Genomic DNA, 18,185 nt, shown 5'->3' with positions numbered 1-18,185 from the left:
AAAAGTTTCTAAAGCAGAAACAATTATTTGAGTTAGTTAGTTGAAAATGCACTTTAAGAGATTAAAGTGCATTTTTATATTTTTCAATAGATTCTTTAATTTTTTCTTTCCTGTTTTCTGGATCTGGATGGGTGCTCATTCGTTCAGGAACACGATTAGGTCCAGCAGCTGCTTTAAGAATTTCCATTACACCAATCATCTCTTCTGGATCGTAACCAGCATTAATCATAAATCTTACGCCCAGATCATCACTTTCTAGTTCATCCTCTCGACCATTAGTTAGCAACGTATTTTGACCAATTCCGCTTACTAAACCTCCAATATCTCCACCAACAGATCCTGCTGTGGCTAAACCTTGCCAATATTCGCTTTCTGCAATTCGCTCGGCACTATGACGCCCTAGTACATGTCCAATTTCATGGCCTAATACTCCAGCCAATTGTGATTCATTATCTAATTTAGAAAACAAGGCAAACGTAATATATATTTGTCCGCCAGGTAAGGCAAAAGCATTAATTGTATTCGGATCTGCCAATAAATGAAATTCATAATTATAGGGTGTGTCTTTGGCGATACTACTATTAACTAAACTACGTCCTACATTGTCAACAACTGCTTGGTATTGACTGTTAGGGTGCATCCCGCCATGTTGAGCTTCCATTTGAGGAGCACTTGCTAAACCAATCTGTATTTCTTTATCTGCCGTCATCGAAATGGTTTGCATACGTCCAGTATATGGATTTTCTTCCCTTTGACTACATCGCTTTACAACAAAAAAAAGTGCTATGGCAACGCCAATAAGTAATCTTACTTTAAAATTCTTTCCTCTCATGACTGTAATAATTAGTGTTTATAAATTTACAAAAGTTCTGGATTTATATCTAAAATATTTTGATTCAGGTAATTAGTGATAAATGTTTCAGAAAAATGAGTCCCACCCATTAATTTTTCCGAAGTTATAATGTCTTTCAAATCGAGCTTACGGTATGCTTTTAAATATGGTTTCGACAATGGTTTGTAACTGTAATGCCAAGGTTCATATTTAAACCCTTTTCTATCTTTCTCATTGGTGTATACCAAATAAAACCCAAAATCATTTGCATGTTCGTCCATCCATGATTTAAATTTCGAAAACGGACCATCTCCCTCAAAATGACTAGGATTTAAAACATGCCTTGGCTGTTTTACGTTAGCATCGATGAGGTCTAAATCTGTTCCCCAATGATGGCGAGATGTTCCAGGAATTGTTGAATATTCTATGATTTTTCTGATGCTTTCTTTAGGTGATAACCCATTATTAATATTTTGCTTATACTTCCGCTCCCAAATTCTATTTTGGTGTTGAAACCCTCTATAACTAGACACAACTTGTATTCGAATGTCACTTTTTAGTGCTTCAGAAGTTAATTTTATAAAGGCATCATATGCATCTTTTCTTAGATTAAAACCGTCTCCAAATAACTGTGGATTACCTTTTCCGATAAGCTCTTTGTAGGATATAATTTTTGTAGCATTTTGAAATGCAAGTTGAGGAAAAATAGATAAACCTATTCCTGCTAGTGTTGTTGTTTTAAAAAAATGTCGTCTATTCATTATACTTTTCTATTGCATAATATGTGCCAATTTATTTCCTTTGCCCAGCATTTTAATTTAAGGTGATATCTTGGCTAATATTGAAGATGCTCTACATCAAACTTAAGTAAAAATAATTATCTTCACTTAAAATATTGATACATGTCATTTCGCTTTAAAATTTTAGATAAATCTCAAATAAATGAAGTTATTCCTTTAGTGCAAGAGCTTAGTGCACATAAAGTCTCAGAAGCTATATTAAAAGAACGTTTTGCAGAGATGGTAACTCAGAATTATGAATGTGCAGTTATTTATGATAATGACAAATTGATTGGTGTTTCGGGGCTTTGGTTTTGTACACGTCATTATGCTGGAAAAACTGTGGAGATTGATCATGTTTATATTGAAAGTGTCTATAGAGGAAAAGGACTTGGAAAACAATTTCTAAATTGGATCTATGATTATGTTAAAACAAAAGGGTGCACAACGGTAGAACTAAATACTTATGTGCAAAATTACCCATCACATAAATTCTACTATAATGAAGGCTTTGAAATTTTAGGATATCATTTTTTGAAAAAGTTCTGAAATTCTTTATCAAAAAGTGAAAAGATAGTTTATATTTGCCGCCAGAATGCGAGAGTAGCTCAGTTGGTAGAGCGTCAGCCTTCCAAGCTGAATGTCGCCGGTTCGAACCCGGTCTCTCGCTCAAAACTTCATCAAAACCTGATGAAGTTTTTTTATTTTAAATGACTGAGTTCAATACCAGATTGCACTTCATATGGAGCTTTGTTGTATTCAAATATTCTAGCATCAAGAGGTCCTTTTAAAACAACTGAATCTCCATTGACTTCTAACCAACTACCTTCGCGAATACCTACTACGGGTTGTGTATTAAATTTGTGAAACTCTTTAATTCTTGTTTCTCGAGTTTCGCCCATATGCTTACTTGTTGGATCTGGATCAAGATAATGCGGATTAATATTAAAAGGTACAAACCCGAAAGTTTTAAAACTTGGAGGATACACAATAGGCATGTCATTGGTAGTGTTAACTGTAAGTCCGCAAATATTACTGCCTGCACTTGTACCTAAGTACGGCGTCCCATTTTTAACTGTAGTTTTTATGGTATCAATAAGATCATTTTTGTAAAGTTGATTAACTAATACAAAGGTGTTTCCACCACCAGTAAATATACCTTTTGCTTTACTAATCGCCTCTTTTGGGTTATCAAATTCATGGATACCTACTACTTTTTTGTCGATTTTTTCAAACGCCTTGTTAACGTTAGAAGTGTATTCATCGTGCGTAATTCCGCCAGGTCTTGCGTATGGAATAAATAGAATTTCCGAAGTATGCTCAAAGAAATCGCTTAATACCTCTAGTAAATAATCTAAAGGCTCTCCACCATGAACAGTTGATGTACTAGCAATAATTATATTTTTCATTGGTTGTAATTTGTTGTAAATTTAGGTAAAGGATTAATTTAACAAAAGTTTAGTTAGTCTTTATTAATAAATTAAGTTTTCAAATCATTTCTTTACTTAACTAAAAATATCAACTATGAAGAAACTATTACTTTTTTGCATTGCATTGTCTTCTTTTGTTGCGGTTTCTCAGGACATAAAACGTGTAAAAGTTGATGGGAAAATTATCGTTGAAGGTAATGATGTGGTTGGGATTACGGTGTTTAATACATCTTCAAATAAAGGTGTAATAACTAATGAAAATGGAGAGTTTACGATTGAAGTTGCTTTAAATGATTTTGTAGAGTTTAGAGCTTTGCAATATCAAAACTTCGATTTACAAATAACAGAGGCAATTATCAAGTCTAAACGCATGCGCGTTTTCTTAATTGAAGAAATCAATAAATTGGATGAGGTTTTAGTGTTAACTAAAGGGCTTTCGGGAGATTTAAAAACAGATGTGTCAACGGTTAAAACATTTAATCCTAAGCTAGATGCGTTATATTTTGGGATAAAAAAGAGTGATGAATATGATTTTTCTGATGACGAGCGCTCTCAGATTAAAAATGAAGCTATGCATTCGCAATCAAAAACAATGGTAAATGGGCTGAACGTTGTGAATGTCGTTGATCAATTGTTATTACCATTATTTAGAAGTAAGGTAAAGGATAAAAAAAAGAAAGGCATTCCTGAGGTTCCTGTAGCATCTATTAAATACTACTTTGGATCAGAATTTATAATGGATAATTTCAAAATACCAGAGCATCGTGTTGAAGAATTTATTCAATTCGTTGAAGACGATAAAACCTTTGATTTTAGTCTTTTAAATTATGGGCGAGAACTAGAATTTCTTGAAGTTCTTAATAAAAAAAGTAAAGAATTTTTAAAGAAAGATAGTGATAAAGAATAAGCTCTGTTTTTTTGTGTTTGCCGTTTTACTGTCTTCAAATTTACTAGCACAAACCAAAGATATTTCAGGAAAAATTGTTGCTAAGGGTGATTTAGAAGGCATTCATATTATTAACAAAACAGCAAGTAAATTTACCATAAGTAATGATAAAGGAGGTTTTGTGATTCCTGCCAAGTTGAATGATACGATCATGATTTCAGGAATTCAATACAAACCTGAAGAATTTATTATTACTGATATTATCTTACAAACGAAATCGGTTACGGTAAATTTAGAGGAGAATGTTAATAAGTTAGATCAGGTAGTTGTTGGAAAAGTGCTTACTGGAGATTTGATGTCTGACATCGAAAACAGTGATGTTAAACGCGAGATTAATTTTTATGATGTTGGAATACCTGGATATACTGGCCCAAGAATGAAGCAAAGTGAGCGTCGATTGTATGAGGCCAATAGTGGAGGTGGTCTCTTACCTTTAAACCCGTTAATTAATTGGATATCTGGAAGAACAAAACGATTAAAAGAGCAAATTAAACGCGAGGAATTAAATCGAGCTATAGACAAAACCGAAGAACTTTACTCCGAACTGTTATTTGAAACAGACACTTTAGATGTAACCAAACGAAAAGAATTTTTCTACTTTAGTGGTTACGATCCTAAATTTTTACCGTTAAGTAAAACAAATAATGAACTCAAAATGCTTGAGTTTTTAAAGGAAAAACTTAAAGCATTTAAACTGCAAATTGAGGAAGATTGATTACATACTAGTTATAATTGTTTCCATATTTACGTTGGTGAATGGAAATGCTCAGACCATTATTTTAAAAGGGAAAGTCGTTGCTAGTTCAGATTTAGAAAGCATACATGTACTTAATATAACGGCACAAAAATTTACCGTTACTAATGATAAAGGAGATTTTGAGATCCCTGCTAAACTCAATGACACTCTGCTTATATCAAGCGTTCAATATACACCCCAAAATATTGCTGTAACTAAAACAACCATTGAAATGAGGTCTATTGTAATTACATTGTCAGATAGAGTGAATGAACTAGATGAAGTGGTTGTAGGCAAGATTTTAACGGGAGATTTATTATCTGACATCGAAAATAGTGATGCTAAACGTGATATTAACTTTTATGATGTAGGAATACCAGGCTATGTTGGCAAACCTAAAACACAAAGAGAACGAAAATTATATGAAGCAGATGCTGGAAAATCTATTGTAATAGCACCTTTATTTATAGGTATAAATATTCATAAAATTTTAAATAAAATATCAGGCCGAACGAAAAAACTTAAACGAGCAGTAACGCTAGAAAAACAAGATAAATGCTTAAAGAAAGTAACAGAAGAGTTTTCAGATTTGTTATTTGAAAACTATGACATTGAAGCACATTTAAAAACGGCTTTCTTTTATTATGTATCTGATGATCCTAAGTTTTTAGATTTGTGTAAGGCAGATAATAGTTTAAAAACCTATGAGTTTTTAATACAGAAACTCTATTCCTTTAACGATACCGATGACACATCTAAAGATTAACTACACCGAAATTTAAAGATATTATTAACATTTTTAAGCTAAAATTAATTAGTAAAATGGCTATTTTTACGAATTATTGATTGTTATGAACTTTTTTAAAGCCATTTTTCTGGCTGTTATTTTTCCTGTGGTTATGTTAACTGCACATAAATATTATGTGAGTGTAACACAGATGAGTTATGTAAAAGAAAAAAAATCAGTCCAAATTATTTCCAGAATTGATATTGCCGATTTAGAATTAACGCTACAAGAACGGTATGATAAAAATATCAAAATGACCACAATTGATGAAAAGCCTATGGTTGACGACTATGTCAAGAAGTACTTAAATCAAAAAATAGAGATTAAAATTAATACCCAAGATGTTGCCTTTGAATATATAGGAAAGGAATATGATAATGACGTTGTTGTGTGTTACTTAGAAATAGAGAATGTCGATAGTATAGCAACAATAGAAATTAGTAATACTGTACTTTTCGATTTGTTTCCGAAGCAAAAAAATGTTGTTAAAACGAAAATAAATTCTGAAGTAAATAATTTGATATTTACCTCAGAAGACCGAAATCAATACTTAAATTTTAAATAAATCAACCTTTTTAATAATAGCTATGAAATTAGTAAAATTCCTTTGTTTATCCATCGCATTTATATCTTTGAATGCGATAGCGCAAGACCAAGAACAAGAGCGCAAACCTGGTCATACCAACCATAATAAGTTTAGGCAACTCAATGAAGAGTTTGCAACGCCAAACATGTTTAGAACAGGATCTGGTGCTCCAGGCCCAGCTTACTATCAGCAACAGGCAGATTACAAAATGGACATCGAAATTAACGATGATACTGCCGTGTTAAGTGGTAATGAAACCATTACATACACCAATAACTCTCCAGATGAATTAACATACTTGTGGGTTCAATTAGATCAAAATGTTCGTGAAAAAGATTCACCATCAAAAGACATTAGATCTAGTAGAATAACACCTGCAATGTCAGCTTCAAGGTTTACGTCGTCATATATGTCTGAACGTTTTGACGGTGGGTTTAACATAGAAAGTGTTACCAAAACAGATGGTAAGCCTTTACCATTTATAATCAACCAAACAATGATGAGGGTAGAATTACCAGCAGCAATGAAAACTGGAGATAAGTTTTCTTTTAAAATAAAATGGTGGTACCAAATTAATAATCACGTTACCGATGGAGGGCGCTCAGGATATGAGTTATTTCCTGACGGAAATAGAAACTATGTGATTGCCCAATTTTACCCAAGAATGGCTGTTTACAATGATGTTGAAGGATGGCAGAACTCACAGTTTTGGGGGCGTGATGAGTTTGCATTACCGTTTGGAAATTTTGAAGTAAATATTACCGTTCCTGCAGATCATTTATTAGATGGTACTGGGAAATTGACCAATAGAGATGAAATGTTCTCTAAAGATATGATGAAGCGTTATGAAAAAGCTAAGAAATCATATGACGAACCCGTAATTATTTCTACTCAAGCCGAAGCTGAAGCTAGAGAAAAAGGACATTCCAATAAAAAGAAAACATGGAAACTATATGCTGAGAATGTAAGAGACTTCGGATTTGCCACATCTAGAAAATACATTTGGGATATGATGGCCGTGAAAATCGGTAATAAGGATGTTATGGCAGTTTCGCTATACTCTAAAGAAGGAAACCCACTTTGGGAAGAATGGTCTACAAGAGCAGTGGCTAGTACATTAAAAACGTATTCTCGTATGACATTTGACTACCCTTACCATAAAGCAATTTCGGTTCATGCTAGACGTCAAGGGATGGAATATCCTATGATTTGTTGGAATTATGGAAGACCTGATAAAAACGGAAAGTATGACGATAGAACTAAATATGGTATGATGAGTGTTATCATTCATGAGGTAGGTCATAACTTCTTTCCAATGATTGTAAATAGTGATGAACGTCAATGGACATGGATGGATGAAGGTTTAAATACATTTATGCAATATGTTGCCGAACAAGATTTTGGAGAATGGTATCCAAGTGCTTTATCACCAGGAGATAAACACTACCCTTCTCGAAGAGGACCAGCCAAAAATATCATAAGATATATGGAAGGTAATCAAGACTATATTGCTCCAATTATGACTAAAGGTTTAAATACATATCAATTTGGAAATAATGCCTACGGAAAGCCAGCTACAGCATTAAATATCTTGAGAGAAACTGTTATGGGACGCGAATTGTTTGATTATGCGTTTAAAGAATATACACACAGATGGAAGTTTAAACACCCAACTCCTGAAGACTTTTTCCGTACTATGGAAGATGCTTCTGCATTTGATTTAGATTGGTACTGGAGAGGATGGTTCTATACTACAGATTGGGTAGATATTGGACTTAAAGACGTGAAAAAATATTATGTATCATCAGAGCCTAATCAATATGCAAAAAACTATGCATCAAGTAGAAATTTAAAGTTAGAGGACCTAGATTTAGTCTATTTAGTTGAAGAAGGAAGTGAAGAATTTGATGAGAAACTACGCAAAGGAACTTCAGCAGATAATTCACCTACTTTAAAAGAATACATGATGGATAATTTCACTCCTGAAGAGCGAAAAAACATCAAACAACCTAAATATTTCTACAATATTACTTTTGAAAAACCAGGAGGATTAGTAATGCCAATTATTGTTGAGTTTACATACGCAGATGGTACATCTAAAACAGAAACTTATCCTGCTCAGGTTTGGAGGCTTAACGATACAGAAATAAGTAAAGCTGTTGCTTCTGTGAAAGAAATTGTGTCTATAAAAATAGACCCGAAACAAGAAACTGCAGATATCAATACATCAAATAACTCATGGCCAAAAGAGGTAAAAGAGAGTGAGTTTGATAATTTTAAAAATAAAGTAAAAGGATAAACCGTTCTTGTAATTTACATTATAAAAAAGCCGATATATAGACTATCGGCTTTTTTTAACTCTATATTTATTTAAATAATATTTTAATAGCAAACAACTCATTATATTTGCATCGTGATACAGCAAGCAACATTATTATTCATTGGAACTACTGAGGTGATTTTTATCCTCCTTATTGTAGTAATGGTATTTGGTGCAGACAAAATACCTGAAATTGCTCGAGGTTTAGGTAAAGGAATGCGAATGCTAAAAGATGCTTCGAGTGATATTAAATCTGAAATCACTAAAAGTGCAGAAAAGCAAGGCATCGATTCTAACGTTACAAAAGAAATCACGCAGGAGATTAATAAAGTAAAAGACGATCTAGAAGATTTTACAGGTTCTGTCCGAAGAAACCAGTAATTATTGAATTCATATTATTTTTTGATTTCTTTTAGTAAAATCACATTTATTTATGTAATTAAATTTTGATTATTTAATATATTTAGAACATCATTAACCATCTAAATACTATTAAATGAAAAAAATGTACTTAAAGGTATTGTTACTTATAGCAATTACCATGGTGTCTTGTTCTAAAGAAGATACTATTATTGAAACCGAATCTCAGGATATTCAATTCCCCAAAGACCCACTTACAGTAGACCAAATTAACGATCGTATTAGTAAAACCATTCGAGAAACTGGAGATTTCGATTGGAGTAAAGAGGATGCGCATTTTTTATGGAGTGCGGTTATGCATGGTCAAAAAGTTTTAACCATTGGTTATGGAAATGAAGGTCAGAGTTTTAGTGAAACAAGAGATGTTGAACTAGAAGCTAAAAAAAATGGGCTTTTAGATATTGTTGCCGATAATGAAAAAATAGATAAAACAGACCTTGTCCTTGTCGAACAAGATATTCTAACTGTTGTTGATGTTGGAGTTGAAAACATCCAAACGATTATAGCGCTTAAAAAGCATAAAGACGTACGTTACTTAGAGCCTAATGGCTATAATTTGTTCACTTATAATGAGAATGCAGAACGTTCTAGTTCTGGCTGCGATAAAAATGGAGATTATATCAATCCAGCTCATTATACAACAACAAGCCCAAATAATGCGCAGGTGTCATGGCATTTTAATGAACATAATATTCAGCAGGCTTGGAACCTATCAACAGGTTCAGGAGTTACTATTGGTTTAATTGATACGGGAGTATCAGCATCTCAACCTTTATTAAATTCTTCTGGAATTAATGATGGCTATTCTAATGGCCGATTCGTACAAAAATATGGCACATTTATAGACTCTGCATGGTGGTGGTCTAGCAATTATGATGGGCCACATGATAAATGCGGTCATGGTACTGCAATGGGATCTACAATGGCATCTCCACGTAATGATAATGGAATGCCTGTTGGTGTTGCTTATAATGCGAACTTAGTAGCTTATAGAGCAACTGAAGATGTGTTACTTAACGATTATCACGAACGAAAAGGGGTTTCTAAGGCCTTAACACAACTAGGAAACAGAAGTGATGTGAAAATAATTTCGATGTCTATAGGTTATGTATGGTCTATTGGTAATATAAAGGATGCCGTAAGGTATGCTTATAGTAAAGGGAAATTAATATTTGCTGCAGGAGGAACATCAACGAGTTTCACAAATGGCTTTGGAGTGATTTTTCCGGCAACGATGAGTGAAACTGTAGCAGTTACCGGCGTTGATGATGGTAGTAATTATGATCGCTGCGATACCTGTCATAGTGGGAGTAAAATTGACTTCACAATCATTATGGAAGGTGATAATAATACCAGCAAAGCACCTCCTGTTTTAGGATTTTATAATGGAGATCGTCGCTATACTGGTGGCTCCTCAGTAGCTACTGCAACTACGGCTGGAATAGCAGCGTTGGTGTGGGCTAGGTATCCTAGTTGGAGTAGAACTCAAGTACTTAATAGACTGAAACAATCTGCCGATTTTTACCCTAGTAAAAGTAGTAACTATGGATATGGAAATATTGATGCATTACAAGCTGTTCAATGATAGTTCTAACATAGAATGATATACAAAACCTCTTCAATATTTGAAGAGGTTTTTTTATAATGATGAGGTGATTTTGAACTTAAATCCTTGAAATTTAGTATGCATTTCGTCGATTTTCATTTTTAATTTGTGAAGTTTGTCCGATAAAAAAGCGTGTTCAACGATTATATTCTGATATGTCACTCACTTAGAGATACTTTAACCATCCCAAATTAACCTAAATCCATGATGAAAGCAAACCTACTATACTGTTTTCTATGTTGTTCGTTATTGTCTTTTGGTCAGACCGAAAGAACACTTATCAATAAAATTGATAGTATTAACGACCTCGCATTACAGCATTACATAAGTAATGATATTGCAAAGTCCTTCAATTTATTTAATAAAGCCATTAAATTATCTGATTCTATCAATGATAATTATGGCAACGCAGTCGCAAATTTTACCATTGGTAAGATTTACGATTTCATGCATGATTATGATAAAGCTGAAAAAAGCTATAATCAAGTTATTCATGCCGCAAAAAAAGAAGGTGATAATTTTTTGTTGGCAAGTTCATATCTGAAATTGGGTCAAATTTATATGAACAAAGTGCCTCCTACTGATGCTATTCCGTTCTTTGAAAAAGCAATACAGTTTGGTAGTAAATATAATGTTAGAGATCATGATAATGTAGATAGAAGGGATGAGATCTTATTTCGAATAAGATTGAACTTATCACAGCTTTATTTAGAAACTAATAACTACGCTAAAGTGCTCATTTATTTATCTAGAGCTGAGGATAATTTAAAACGCATAGAAGATCATGGCTATTCCACAGCACAATGGAACTTTGTCCAAGGACAATATTTTAGTAAAAAAGAATTTTACAATAATGCCAATGTTAAATTTATCGAAGCCATAAATATTTTAGAAAATCACAGTGAAATTAATGTAAAAGATAAGAATGCGCTTTTAAATGATGTCTATAAAGAACTGTCATTAACTTATGCTGCGTTAGAGAATAGTGAAGAAGCCTATCAAGCATTGTTAAAGCATAATAACTACAGAGATAAACTACTTAATGAAGAGAAAATAAGACAAGATATTATTGTACAGTCTAAGTTTTCAATCGAAAGTTATAAAAACGTAGCACAGCTTGCTAATAATGAAAGAATTGAGCAGTTAGCCGCCAGTAATAAAATAAAAAATGTAAATATAATTATTACAATTACCGGATTTCTATTGTTTATATCGTTGTTAACCATGTATCGAAGTTACATATCTAAAAGACGATTAAGTAATATTTTGAAAACTAAAAACAACCAATTAGAAATTGCAAAAAATAAGGCAGAAAAGTCTTCCGAATTAAAGAGTAATTTCATTTCCAATGTCACTCACGAATTAAGAACACCTTTGTATGGCGTGGTTGGGTTAACATCATTACTTTTAAAAAATAACGACTTAAGCTCTAAAGACACTAAGTTTTTAAAATCGTTAAAGTATTCTGGCGATTATCTCCTCAATCTTGTCAATGATATTTTACAAATAGGAAAAATTGAATCTCAAAAAATTGAACTTAAAAACGTTACAGTTAATTTGAGAGTACTCATAGAAAATCTAGTGAATTCGTTTGATTATAGATTGGAAGAAACTAATAATCAGATACAAATTTCAATTGACAAGAACATACCAGAGTTCATTAAATGCGACAATGTAAGGTTGTCTCAGGTTCTAATCAACCTAATTGGTAATAGTATCAAGTTTACTGAAAATGGAAAAATAGAAGTAAGGTTAAAACTGTTAAACACTTTAGAAGATAAAGTATCTCTGCGTTTTGAAGTTGAAGATAATGGTCCTGGGATTCCAAAAGAAAAGCAAAAAATGATATTTGAGAACTTCTCTCAGCTGGATAAAAATAGCAATACAAATTATCAAGGAACAGGACTTGGGTTGCCAATTACAAAAAACATTATTGAATTATTTGGAAGCACATTAGATATAGATAGCGCAATAGATTTGGGTACTACCTTTAGTTTTGATCTTACCTTTGAAATAGACAAAAAAGCAAAGGTCAAAAAAGTAAAAACAAAACAAGCAAAAGGAGAAGCTATTACCGATACACATAAGTATAAGATTCTGGTTGCCGAAGACAATAAAATCAATCAGATTGTAACTCAAAACTTGTTGCAACGCGAAAACTATGAGTGCGTTGTTGCTAAAAACGGATTAGAGGCTTTAGAGGCTCATAAACAAACCGCTTTCGATTTAATTTTAATGGATATTAATATGCCTGTAATGAATGGAAATGAGTCTACTAAAGCTATCCGTGAGTTCGATCCCGAAACACCTATTATTGCATTAACTGCAGCCGATATTGAACAAGTTAAAGAAGACTATAAACTAATTGGATTTGATGGTATCATTACCAAACCTTTTGATAATTATGAATTTTTTCAAACTATTTCTGAGCAAATTCAAAAAACAAAATCAATAGATGTGAAATCAGATTTTAAATTAGTCAAAGTATCTTAATTTATTTTTTTCTGCTTATTGTAAGTCCGTCTCTAATTGGTAGCAAAACGGTTTCGATACGTTCGTCATTTTTTAAAAGAGTATTGTATTCTAAAACAGCTTTAGTTGAAAGGTCTTTATTATTTAAAGGCTCGGTTACTTTTCCATGCCATAAAACATTGTCTGAAATGATAATGCCACCAGCATTTAATTTATCGACTATTAAATGAAAATAATTAACATAATTGGGCTTGTCAGCATCAACAAAGACCAGATCAAAAGTCATGTCTAGTGTTGGAATAATATCTAAAGCACTACCCAAATGCTGATGAATTTGAGCGCCGAATTCAGATTTATCAAAATAACGTCTTTGAAAATCAACGAGCTCCTCATTAATATCTATTGTATGAATCTCTCCATTGCTTGATAGGCCTTCTGCTAAACACAATGTTGCGTAACCAGTAAACGTACCCAGTTCTAAAATTGTGGAAGGACGAATTAGTTTAGAAATCATACTTAAAACGCGACCTTGATAAGGTCCGCTTAGCATAATGGGTTGTAATATTTTTTGATAAGTTTCTCTAGTAAGTTGTTGCAATAATTCTGGTTCTTCTTCAGAATGTGCCACAATGTAATCATCTAATTTTTCTGGTAAAAAGTGCATAGATAAAAATAATTAAACCTCATGAAAAACAGATGTCATGAGGTTTGTAATTGTATTAAGAATGGAATTATTCGCCTTGATTTTCGCTTGTAACGTTGGTTTCATTCTTTGAAGCCATAAAAAAGAGAATTCCACCAACGACAATGAGTCCAATTTTAATTATCCATGATGTCGTTTCTCCCCAATTATCTATCCAACTTAAAAGTCTGAGTTGTAATTCAAAAAAGGGTAAAACAATAGCTAATACTCCAAAAAGAGCGATGTACATTCCAATTTTTTTCATGTTATAAGTTTTGGTTAGACCTCAATATATGAAATAATTCCAAAACCAATAAAGCTGTTAAGCAATCAATGTACACCAACCATCATTTTTTTAATCTTTGGTGAAATTAAAATGGCTATTAGTCCAACCAATATACTAATCACACCAAAACTGGCATATACGGAAAGATAGGAGTAGAGTTGTTGGTAACTCTCACTATTTTGCATAGCCATTTCAGGCGTAATACCAGTAATGAATTCTACAATGTCTCCAAATATGCCTTGAGTAAAGACATTGGTTTCTCCTTCGGTAACAGTGGTAAGCTTGGCAATTTTACCAGCAAAGAAATGGCCATAAAAATTCGCCGAAAACCAAACGCCCATGATAAAGGCAACATATTTTAGTGGAGATAGCTCAGTCATTTTAGATAACCCTATTGGAGATAAGAATAATTCTCCGATTGTAAGTACTAAATAACCCAAAACTAAATACGTCATGGAAGTTCTGGCAAAAGCGTCAATACTATGTGCCGACAAAGCAAATACCACAAAACCTAACCCCAGAAACACCAATCCTAAGCCAAACTTTATGGCAGAATTTGGGTTCTTTTTTCTCTTACTTAGAAACGTCCATAATAATGAGAAAGGAATAGCCAATAAAATAATAAAACCGGCATTAATACTATTGGTTCCTGCCGCATCCATACCCACAAGATTTACATTTCTATCGGCAAACAAAGTCAATGAACTTCCTGCCTGTTCAAAAATAGCAGAGAAAAGCGTATAAAGTACAGTAAAGTATACAGCAACAATTAATCGCTTTTTTTCTTTAAGATTAACAGTAGTCAGGATGTATATAATATAAGCAATTAGAAAGGCCGAAATAATCCAAACTAGAAAATGTTCAAACTCATGGAATTTAACAATGAGTGCGAAAATGGGAACAGATAAAAAGGCAATTATAGAGATGAGTTGCCCTTGATTTATTCCAAATGATTTTTTTTGGTAAACAGGGAGATTTGGAACCAAACCTTTATTGCCAAATATGTTGGCTTTAAGCCCTCTGTTAAAAACAAGTAGACCTAAAACCATTCCAATTCCAGCAAGCACAAACCCATAATGCCAGCCATAAGTTTCTGCGAACCATGCACAGGCCAGAGGAGCAATTGCAGCTCCTAGATTGATGCCTAAATAAAATATAGTGAATCCAGAATCACGCCTTGCATCTCCTTCATGGTATAAATCTCCAACGAAGGAAGAAATATTAGGCTTAAAAAACCCGTTTCCTACAATGATTAACCCTAATGATCCATAAAAAAATATAGGCTGCTCAAAAGTGAGAAAAAAATGCCCAAGTGCCATCAAAACCCCTCCAAGAAGTATGGCTTTTCTAAATCCTAGTATTTTATCGGCTAAAATACCACCAATTAAAGGTGTTACATAGACTAAAGACATATAAGCGGCATATACACCAAAAGCCATATCATCAGTAAATAATAATTGTTTGGTCATATAGAGTACGAGAAGAGCGCGCATTCCGTAGAAAGAAAAACGTTCCCATAACTCCGCAAAAAATAAATAGATTAAACCTTTTGGATGTCCGAAGACTTCATTAGAATTTGTGATAGACATTTGTTCGATTTTTTGATTTGAGGACAATGTATTTACAACATGTCTCAATAGCGAACTTTGTAACTAATTATATCAAATTATAATCAATTGTGCTTAATTGTAACTCACAAATTGTTAGCTTAAAAGTGCGTTATAAGTATCATTTTCTGGTGTTTTGCAAAACTCTTCTAAAAGAGTCGCATCTATGGAAATGTGGTTTGGAATCATTCGTAATCTATAGCGTCCTTCTCCAATAAAAGTAAAAAGATCTCGTCGTTCAAGAAGTTGTGTTGGATCTAATTCTAAGATAGAGTTTATATTATCTATTATTCTAGTGAGATACGTTTGGTTTTTGATTTCACCGCCTAAACTTACAATTAAGCTCTGGGCATCGCCTTCACCATATTTGCGTCTAATAGCAAATTTCAGTAAATTTTTATACTGTGTAGTTTTAGAACCAAAATCAATAGTTTCGTCAAAAACGCCTTTTGTTGGAATACTAATTTTTACCAAGCTCCAATCTAGAAAGCTAATCGTCATCTCGTTAGGCTTGGGCATATTTGCTAACCTAATAACCCAAGTAGTAGCTAACACCAGAAATATTGAAATTAAGGAGGTCTTAGCAATTATTTTAATGAGATTGTTACTAAAGTCATTGGCGTAATTCACAAAGACTTCAGACAATTGAGATGAAAATACTAACAGTATGACTAAAGTAGAGATGACACCAACTATTTTTAATCCACGATACGCAAATGTTCTAAAGAGAGAGATGCCTAGAAGAGCGCATAAAAATGCGGAAAGAATGAGATCTGGTATGGCGCTTACATTAATACTTTTGTAAGCGTTTACCTTAGGAAACATGGAGAGTCCTATAGTCACTAAGGCTGTTAAGATAATGACAAACAGAATAATCCTGATATTCTTTTTGTTATTATAAATAAAGCGCGGAGCATAATAGAAGTAAAACAAAGCTAACAATAAGAACATATTGTTCACTATTGAAAGCAAATGAATTCCAAACTGAAAAAAAGTGGTTTCTTTAAACGAAAAGTAATGCCCTGCATATGACCAAATACCCGAAACAACCCAAACAAACATAGCTAAACTCAAGTATAGAAGACCTTTGTCTACGCGTTTTTGAGTGTCATTTTCTTCTAATATTTGTTTAAAACGCTGTCTAATGTTAGACCAAATGGCTAAAAGTAAAGTAGCTCCAACTAATGAAATAAATATATGTGAAAGAATATAAAATTCAGAAACATCAGTCATGGTTAGTTGCCTAAAATTCTATTTACCAGTTTCTCTTTGGCGTTTAGGTCGTCACCACATAACCATTGAATCACGTTGTCCTCCCAGATGGCATCACGTTCTGTTTCAGTAATAATATCACGTTCTATAGCAAGGTCTAAAATTTTTCCTGGATAAGAAGACTGCTTTTCACTTTCCATTTCACCAAGCGGATAAGGATCATCAAGTCCCATTAGTACTTGTTTCGAAGTTTGATTTTTAATTAATAGTTGTAAGCCGCCAGTATCATGCACCAAGGTGTCAAAAAAGATATTTGGATGGCCTACGGCTTTTCTTGGGTGGCTTTTCCCTTCAAACAAATCAGGACGACCATCAAAGCCTTGAATACGACGACCTAAATTTATTTGAGCTAATTGACCACCATGCGCAAAGCAAGTTCGCATATTTGGATATTTATCCTGATAACCATTTAAGGTTAAAAAATGATAGGCATCGGCACATTGCGCTAACATCCAAATAAGATGAAAACGCCAAGACGTGTTTTCTAGCTTAATAAATTTTTCTCCGTCATAAGGATGAATTTCAACAGCCAAATTGTATTTGTTGGCCAGTTCAAAAATAGGCTCGTTCTCTTCATCAAAAATACAACGCCATGTTCCAATAGTGTCCATATAGTGCGTAGGTAAGCAAAGAAGTTGCATGCCTAACTCTTCAACGCAACGTTCAATTTCCCAACAAGCGCCTCTTACAAATCCGGGATGTACTACAAATCCACAAGTAAACTTACTTGGGTTTTCATGCTGAATCTTTGCATTAAAATCGTTCTGAAAACGCAAGGCCTGCTTCATTTCTTCCACACGTAAACCATTTCCGTAGAGTTGTGATAAGTTTAGAACAACTGCATGATCAATATTGAAGCGTTCCATCCATGCTAGTTTTTCATTTAAAAAGAAACTAGAATCCGTAATAGGGCGATTCCAATCTTTTTGTAGCATGAATTTTCGGTCTTTGTCAACCCAAAAAATACCTTTGTCTTTCATAAACTGAGGAATTTCCTCAGGATAAGGAAGTAGGTGAGAATGGCCGTTTATTCGAAGTTTTCTTTTCATTTATAATTTAGGTTTTAAACATATCATTGTGGCTTGCATTGTTGCATAGATCACATCTTCTGCTTTGTTGGTCACAACACCTTCGCAAAAGGTGAGCGTCCTACCAGATTTTATAACAGACCCTTTTGCCACGATGGTATCGGTTTCTGCTGCTCTAATAAAATTTGTTTTAAATTCTACAGTCAGCACATCAGATCCATCAGGCATGGTACTTAATGCGGCATATCCGCAGGCCACATCTGCAATACTAGTTATTACTCCAGCATGGAAGTAACCATGTTGTTGCGTGAGTGTGTCATTTAAAGTACATGAAATAACAACTTCGCCCTTTGTAATAGAAATCAGCTGAGCTCCAAGGGTTTTCATAAACCCTTG

At 33.4% G+C, this 18,185-nt stretch carries 18 protein-coding genes and 1 tRNA gene; 10 read left to right on the top strand and 9 right to left on the bottom strand.

Annotation, left to right across the window (positions count from 1 at the left end):
• Nucleotides 1-61: 61 nt before the first annotated feature.
• Nucleotides 62-832, bottom strand: a complete 771-nt coding sequence (locus Q0893_RS11735) for a M48 family metalloprotease (RefSeq protein WP_298902313.1) — start codon at nt 830-832, stop codon at nt 62-64.
• A 26-nt stretch (nt 833-858) separates the two neighbouring features.
• Nucleotides 859-1,593, bottom strand: coding sequence for a M15 family metallopeptidase (locus Q0893_RS11730; RefSeq protein WP_299275770.1), 735 nt, complete (start codon nt 1,591-1,593; stop codon nt 859-861).
• 141 nt (nt 1,594-1,734) lie between these two features.
• Here Q0893_RS11730 and Q0893_RS11725 point away from each other — a divergent pair, with 141 nt between their 5' ends.
• Nucleotides 1,735-2,160, top strand: a complete 426-nt coding sequence (locus Q0893_RS11725; RefSeq protein WP_298902317.1) for a GNAT family N-acetyltransferase — start codon at nt 1,735-1,737, stop codon at nt 2,158-2,160.
• 48 nt (nt 2,161-2,208) lie between these two features.
• Nucleotides 2,209-2,281: transfer RNA gene (locus tag Q0893_RS11720), tRNA-Gly, on the top strand.
• A 31-nt stretch (nt 2,282-2,312) separates the two neighbouring features.
• Here the strand turns inward: Q0893_RS11720 and pepE are convergent.
• A complete protein-coding gene (gene pepE, locus Q0893_RS11715) occupies nt 2,313-3,020 on the bottom strand; it encodes a dipeptidase PepE (RefSeq protein ID WP_298902319.1) in 708 nt (235 codons plus the stop codon).
• Between the two features lie 115 nt (nt 3,021-3,135).
• Between pepE and Q0893_RS11710 the strand changes: the two genes are divergently transcribed.
• From Q0893_RS11710 to Q0893_RS11675, 8 genes are all read left to right on the top strand, one after another.
• Nucleotides 3,136-3,948 carry a carboxypeptidase-like regulatory domain-containing protein gene (locus Q0893_RS11710; RefSeq protein WP_298902320.1) on the top strand — a complete coding sequence of 271 codons (813 nt, stop codon included), beginning with the start codon at nt 3,136-3,138 and terminating at the stop codon, nt 3,946-3,948.
• Nucleotides 3,935-4,702 (top strand): carboxypeptidase-like regulatory domain-containing protein, encoded by a 768-nt coding sequence (locus Q0893_RS11705; protein ID WP_299275764.1) that lies wholly within the window; start codon nt 3,935-3,937, stop codon nt 4,700-4,702. Before Q0893_RS11710 ends, Q0893_RS11705 begins: the two co-directional genes overlap by 14 nt.
• Entirely contained in the window at nt 4,689-5,489 is an 801-nt protein-coding gene (locus Q0893_RS11700; protein ID WP_299275761.1) for a carboxypeptidase-like regulatory domain-containing protein, read from the top strand. Before Q0893_RS11705 ends, Q0893_RS11700 begins: the two co-directional genes overlap by 14 nt.
• Nucleotides 5,490-5,574: 85 nt before the next feature.
• The gene (locus Q0893_RS11695; protein ID WP_298902324.1) at nt 5,575-6,075 is read left to right on the top strand and encodes a DUF6702 family protein; all 501 of its coding nucleotides are present in this window, start codon (nt 5,575-5,577) and stop codon (nt 6,073-6,075) included.
• A gap of 22 nt (nt 6,076-6,097) precedes the next feature.
• On the top strand, nt 6,098-8,395 hold the full coding sequence (locus tag Q0893_RS11690; RefSeq protein WP_299275757.1) for a M1 family metallopeptidase: 2,298 nt from the start codon (nt 6,098-6,100) through the stop codon (nt 8,393-8,395).
• A gap of 114 nt (nt 8,396-8,509) precedes the next feature.
• Complete coding sequence (locus tag Q0893_RS11685; RefSeq protein WP_298902326.1) at nt 8,510-8,797, top strand: twin-arginine translocase TatA/TatE family subunit; 288 nt, start codon at nt 8,510-8,512, stop codon at nt 8,795-8,797.
• 115 nt (nt 8,798-8,912) lie between these two features.
• Nucleotides 8,913-10,421: a S8 family serine peptidase gene (locus tag Q0893_RS11680; RefSeq protein ID WP_299275754.1), complete on the top strand. Its 1,509-nt coding sequence runs from the start codon at nt 8,913-8,915 to the stop codon at nt 10,419-10,421.
• 225 nt (nt 10,422-10,646) lie between these two features.
• Nucleotides 10,647-12,935 (top strand): ATP-binding protein, encoded by a 2,289-nt coding sequence (locus Q0893_RS11675; protein WP_299275751.1) that lies wholly within the window; start codon nt 10,647-10,649, stop codon nt 12,933-12,935.
• Nucleotide 12,936: 1 nt separating this feature from the next.
• On the opposite strand, the gene Q0893_RS11670 is transcribed toward Q0893_RS11675, so the two are convergent.
• The 6 genes from Q0893_RS11670 to Q0893_RS11645 all read right to left on the bottom strand — a co-directional run bounded on the left by Q0893_RS11670 (nt 12,937) and on the right by Q0893_RS11645 (nt 18,176).
• Nucleotides 12,937-13,578 carry an O-methyltransferase gene (locus Q0893_RS11670; protein WP_298902329.1) on the bottom strand — a complete coding sequence of 214 codons (642 nt, stop codon included), beginning with the start codon at nt 13,576-13,578 and terminating at the stop codon, nt 12,937-12,939.
• Between the two features lie 67 nt (nt 13,579-13,645).
• Complete coding sequence (locus Q0893_RS11665) at nt 13,646-13,861, bottom strand: hypothetical protein (RefSeq protein ID WP_299275747.1); 216 nt, start codon at nt 13,859-13,861, stop codon at nt 13,646-13,648.
• Between the two features lie 65 nt (nt 13,862-13,926).
• Entirely contained in the window at nt 13,927-15,471 is a 1,545-nt protein-coding gene (locus Q0893_RS11660) for a peptide MFS transporter (RefSeq protein WP_298902333.1), read from the bottom strand.
• A 114-nt stretch (nt 15,472-15,585) separates the two neighbouring features.
• A complete protein-coding gene (locus Q0893_RS11655) occupies nt 15,586-16,722 on the bottom strand; it encodes a hypothetical protein (protein WP_299275743.1) in 1,137 nt (378 codons plus the stop codon).
• A gap of 2 nt (nt 16,723-16,724) precedes the next feature.
• Nucleotides 16,725-17,810, bottom strand: a complete 1,086-nt coding sequence (locus tag Q0893_RS11650; protein WP_298902337.1) for an amidohydrolase family protein — start codon at nt 17,808-17,810, stop codon at nt 16,725-16,727.
• Nucleotides 17,811-18,176, bottom strand: a complete 366-nt coding sequence (locus tag Q0893_RS11645; protein ID WP_298902338.1) for a PaaI family thioesterase — start codon at nt 18,174-18,176, stop codon at nt 17,811-17,813.
• Between the last annotated feature and the right edge of the window lie 9 nt (nt 18,177-18,185).

Origin of the sequence: uncultured Psychroserpens sp. (assembly GCF_947494225.1) — a bacterium.
Classification (GTDB): Bacteria; Bacteroidota; Bacteroidia; order Flavobacteriales; family Flavobacteriaceae; genus Psychroserpens.
This window is presented reverse-complemented; position numbering and strand designations above follow the sequence as displayed.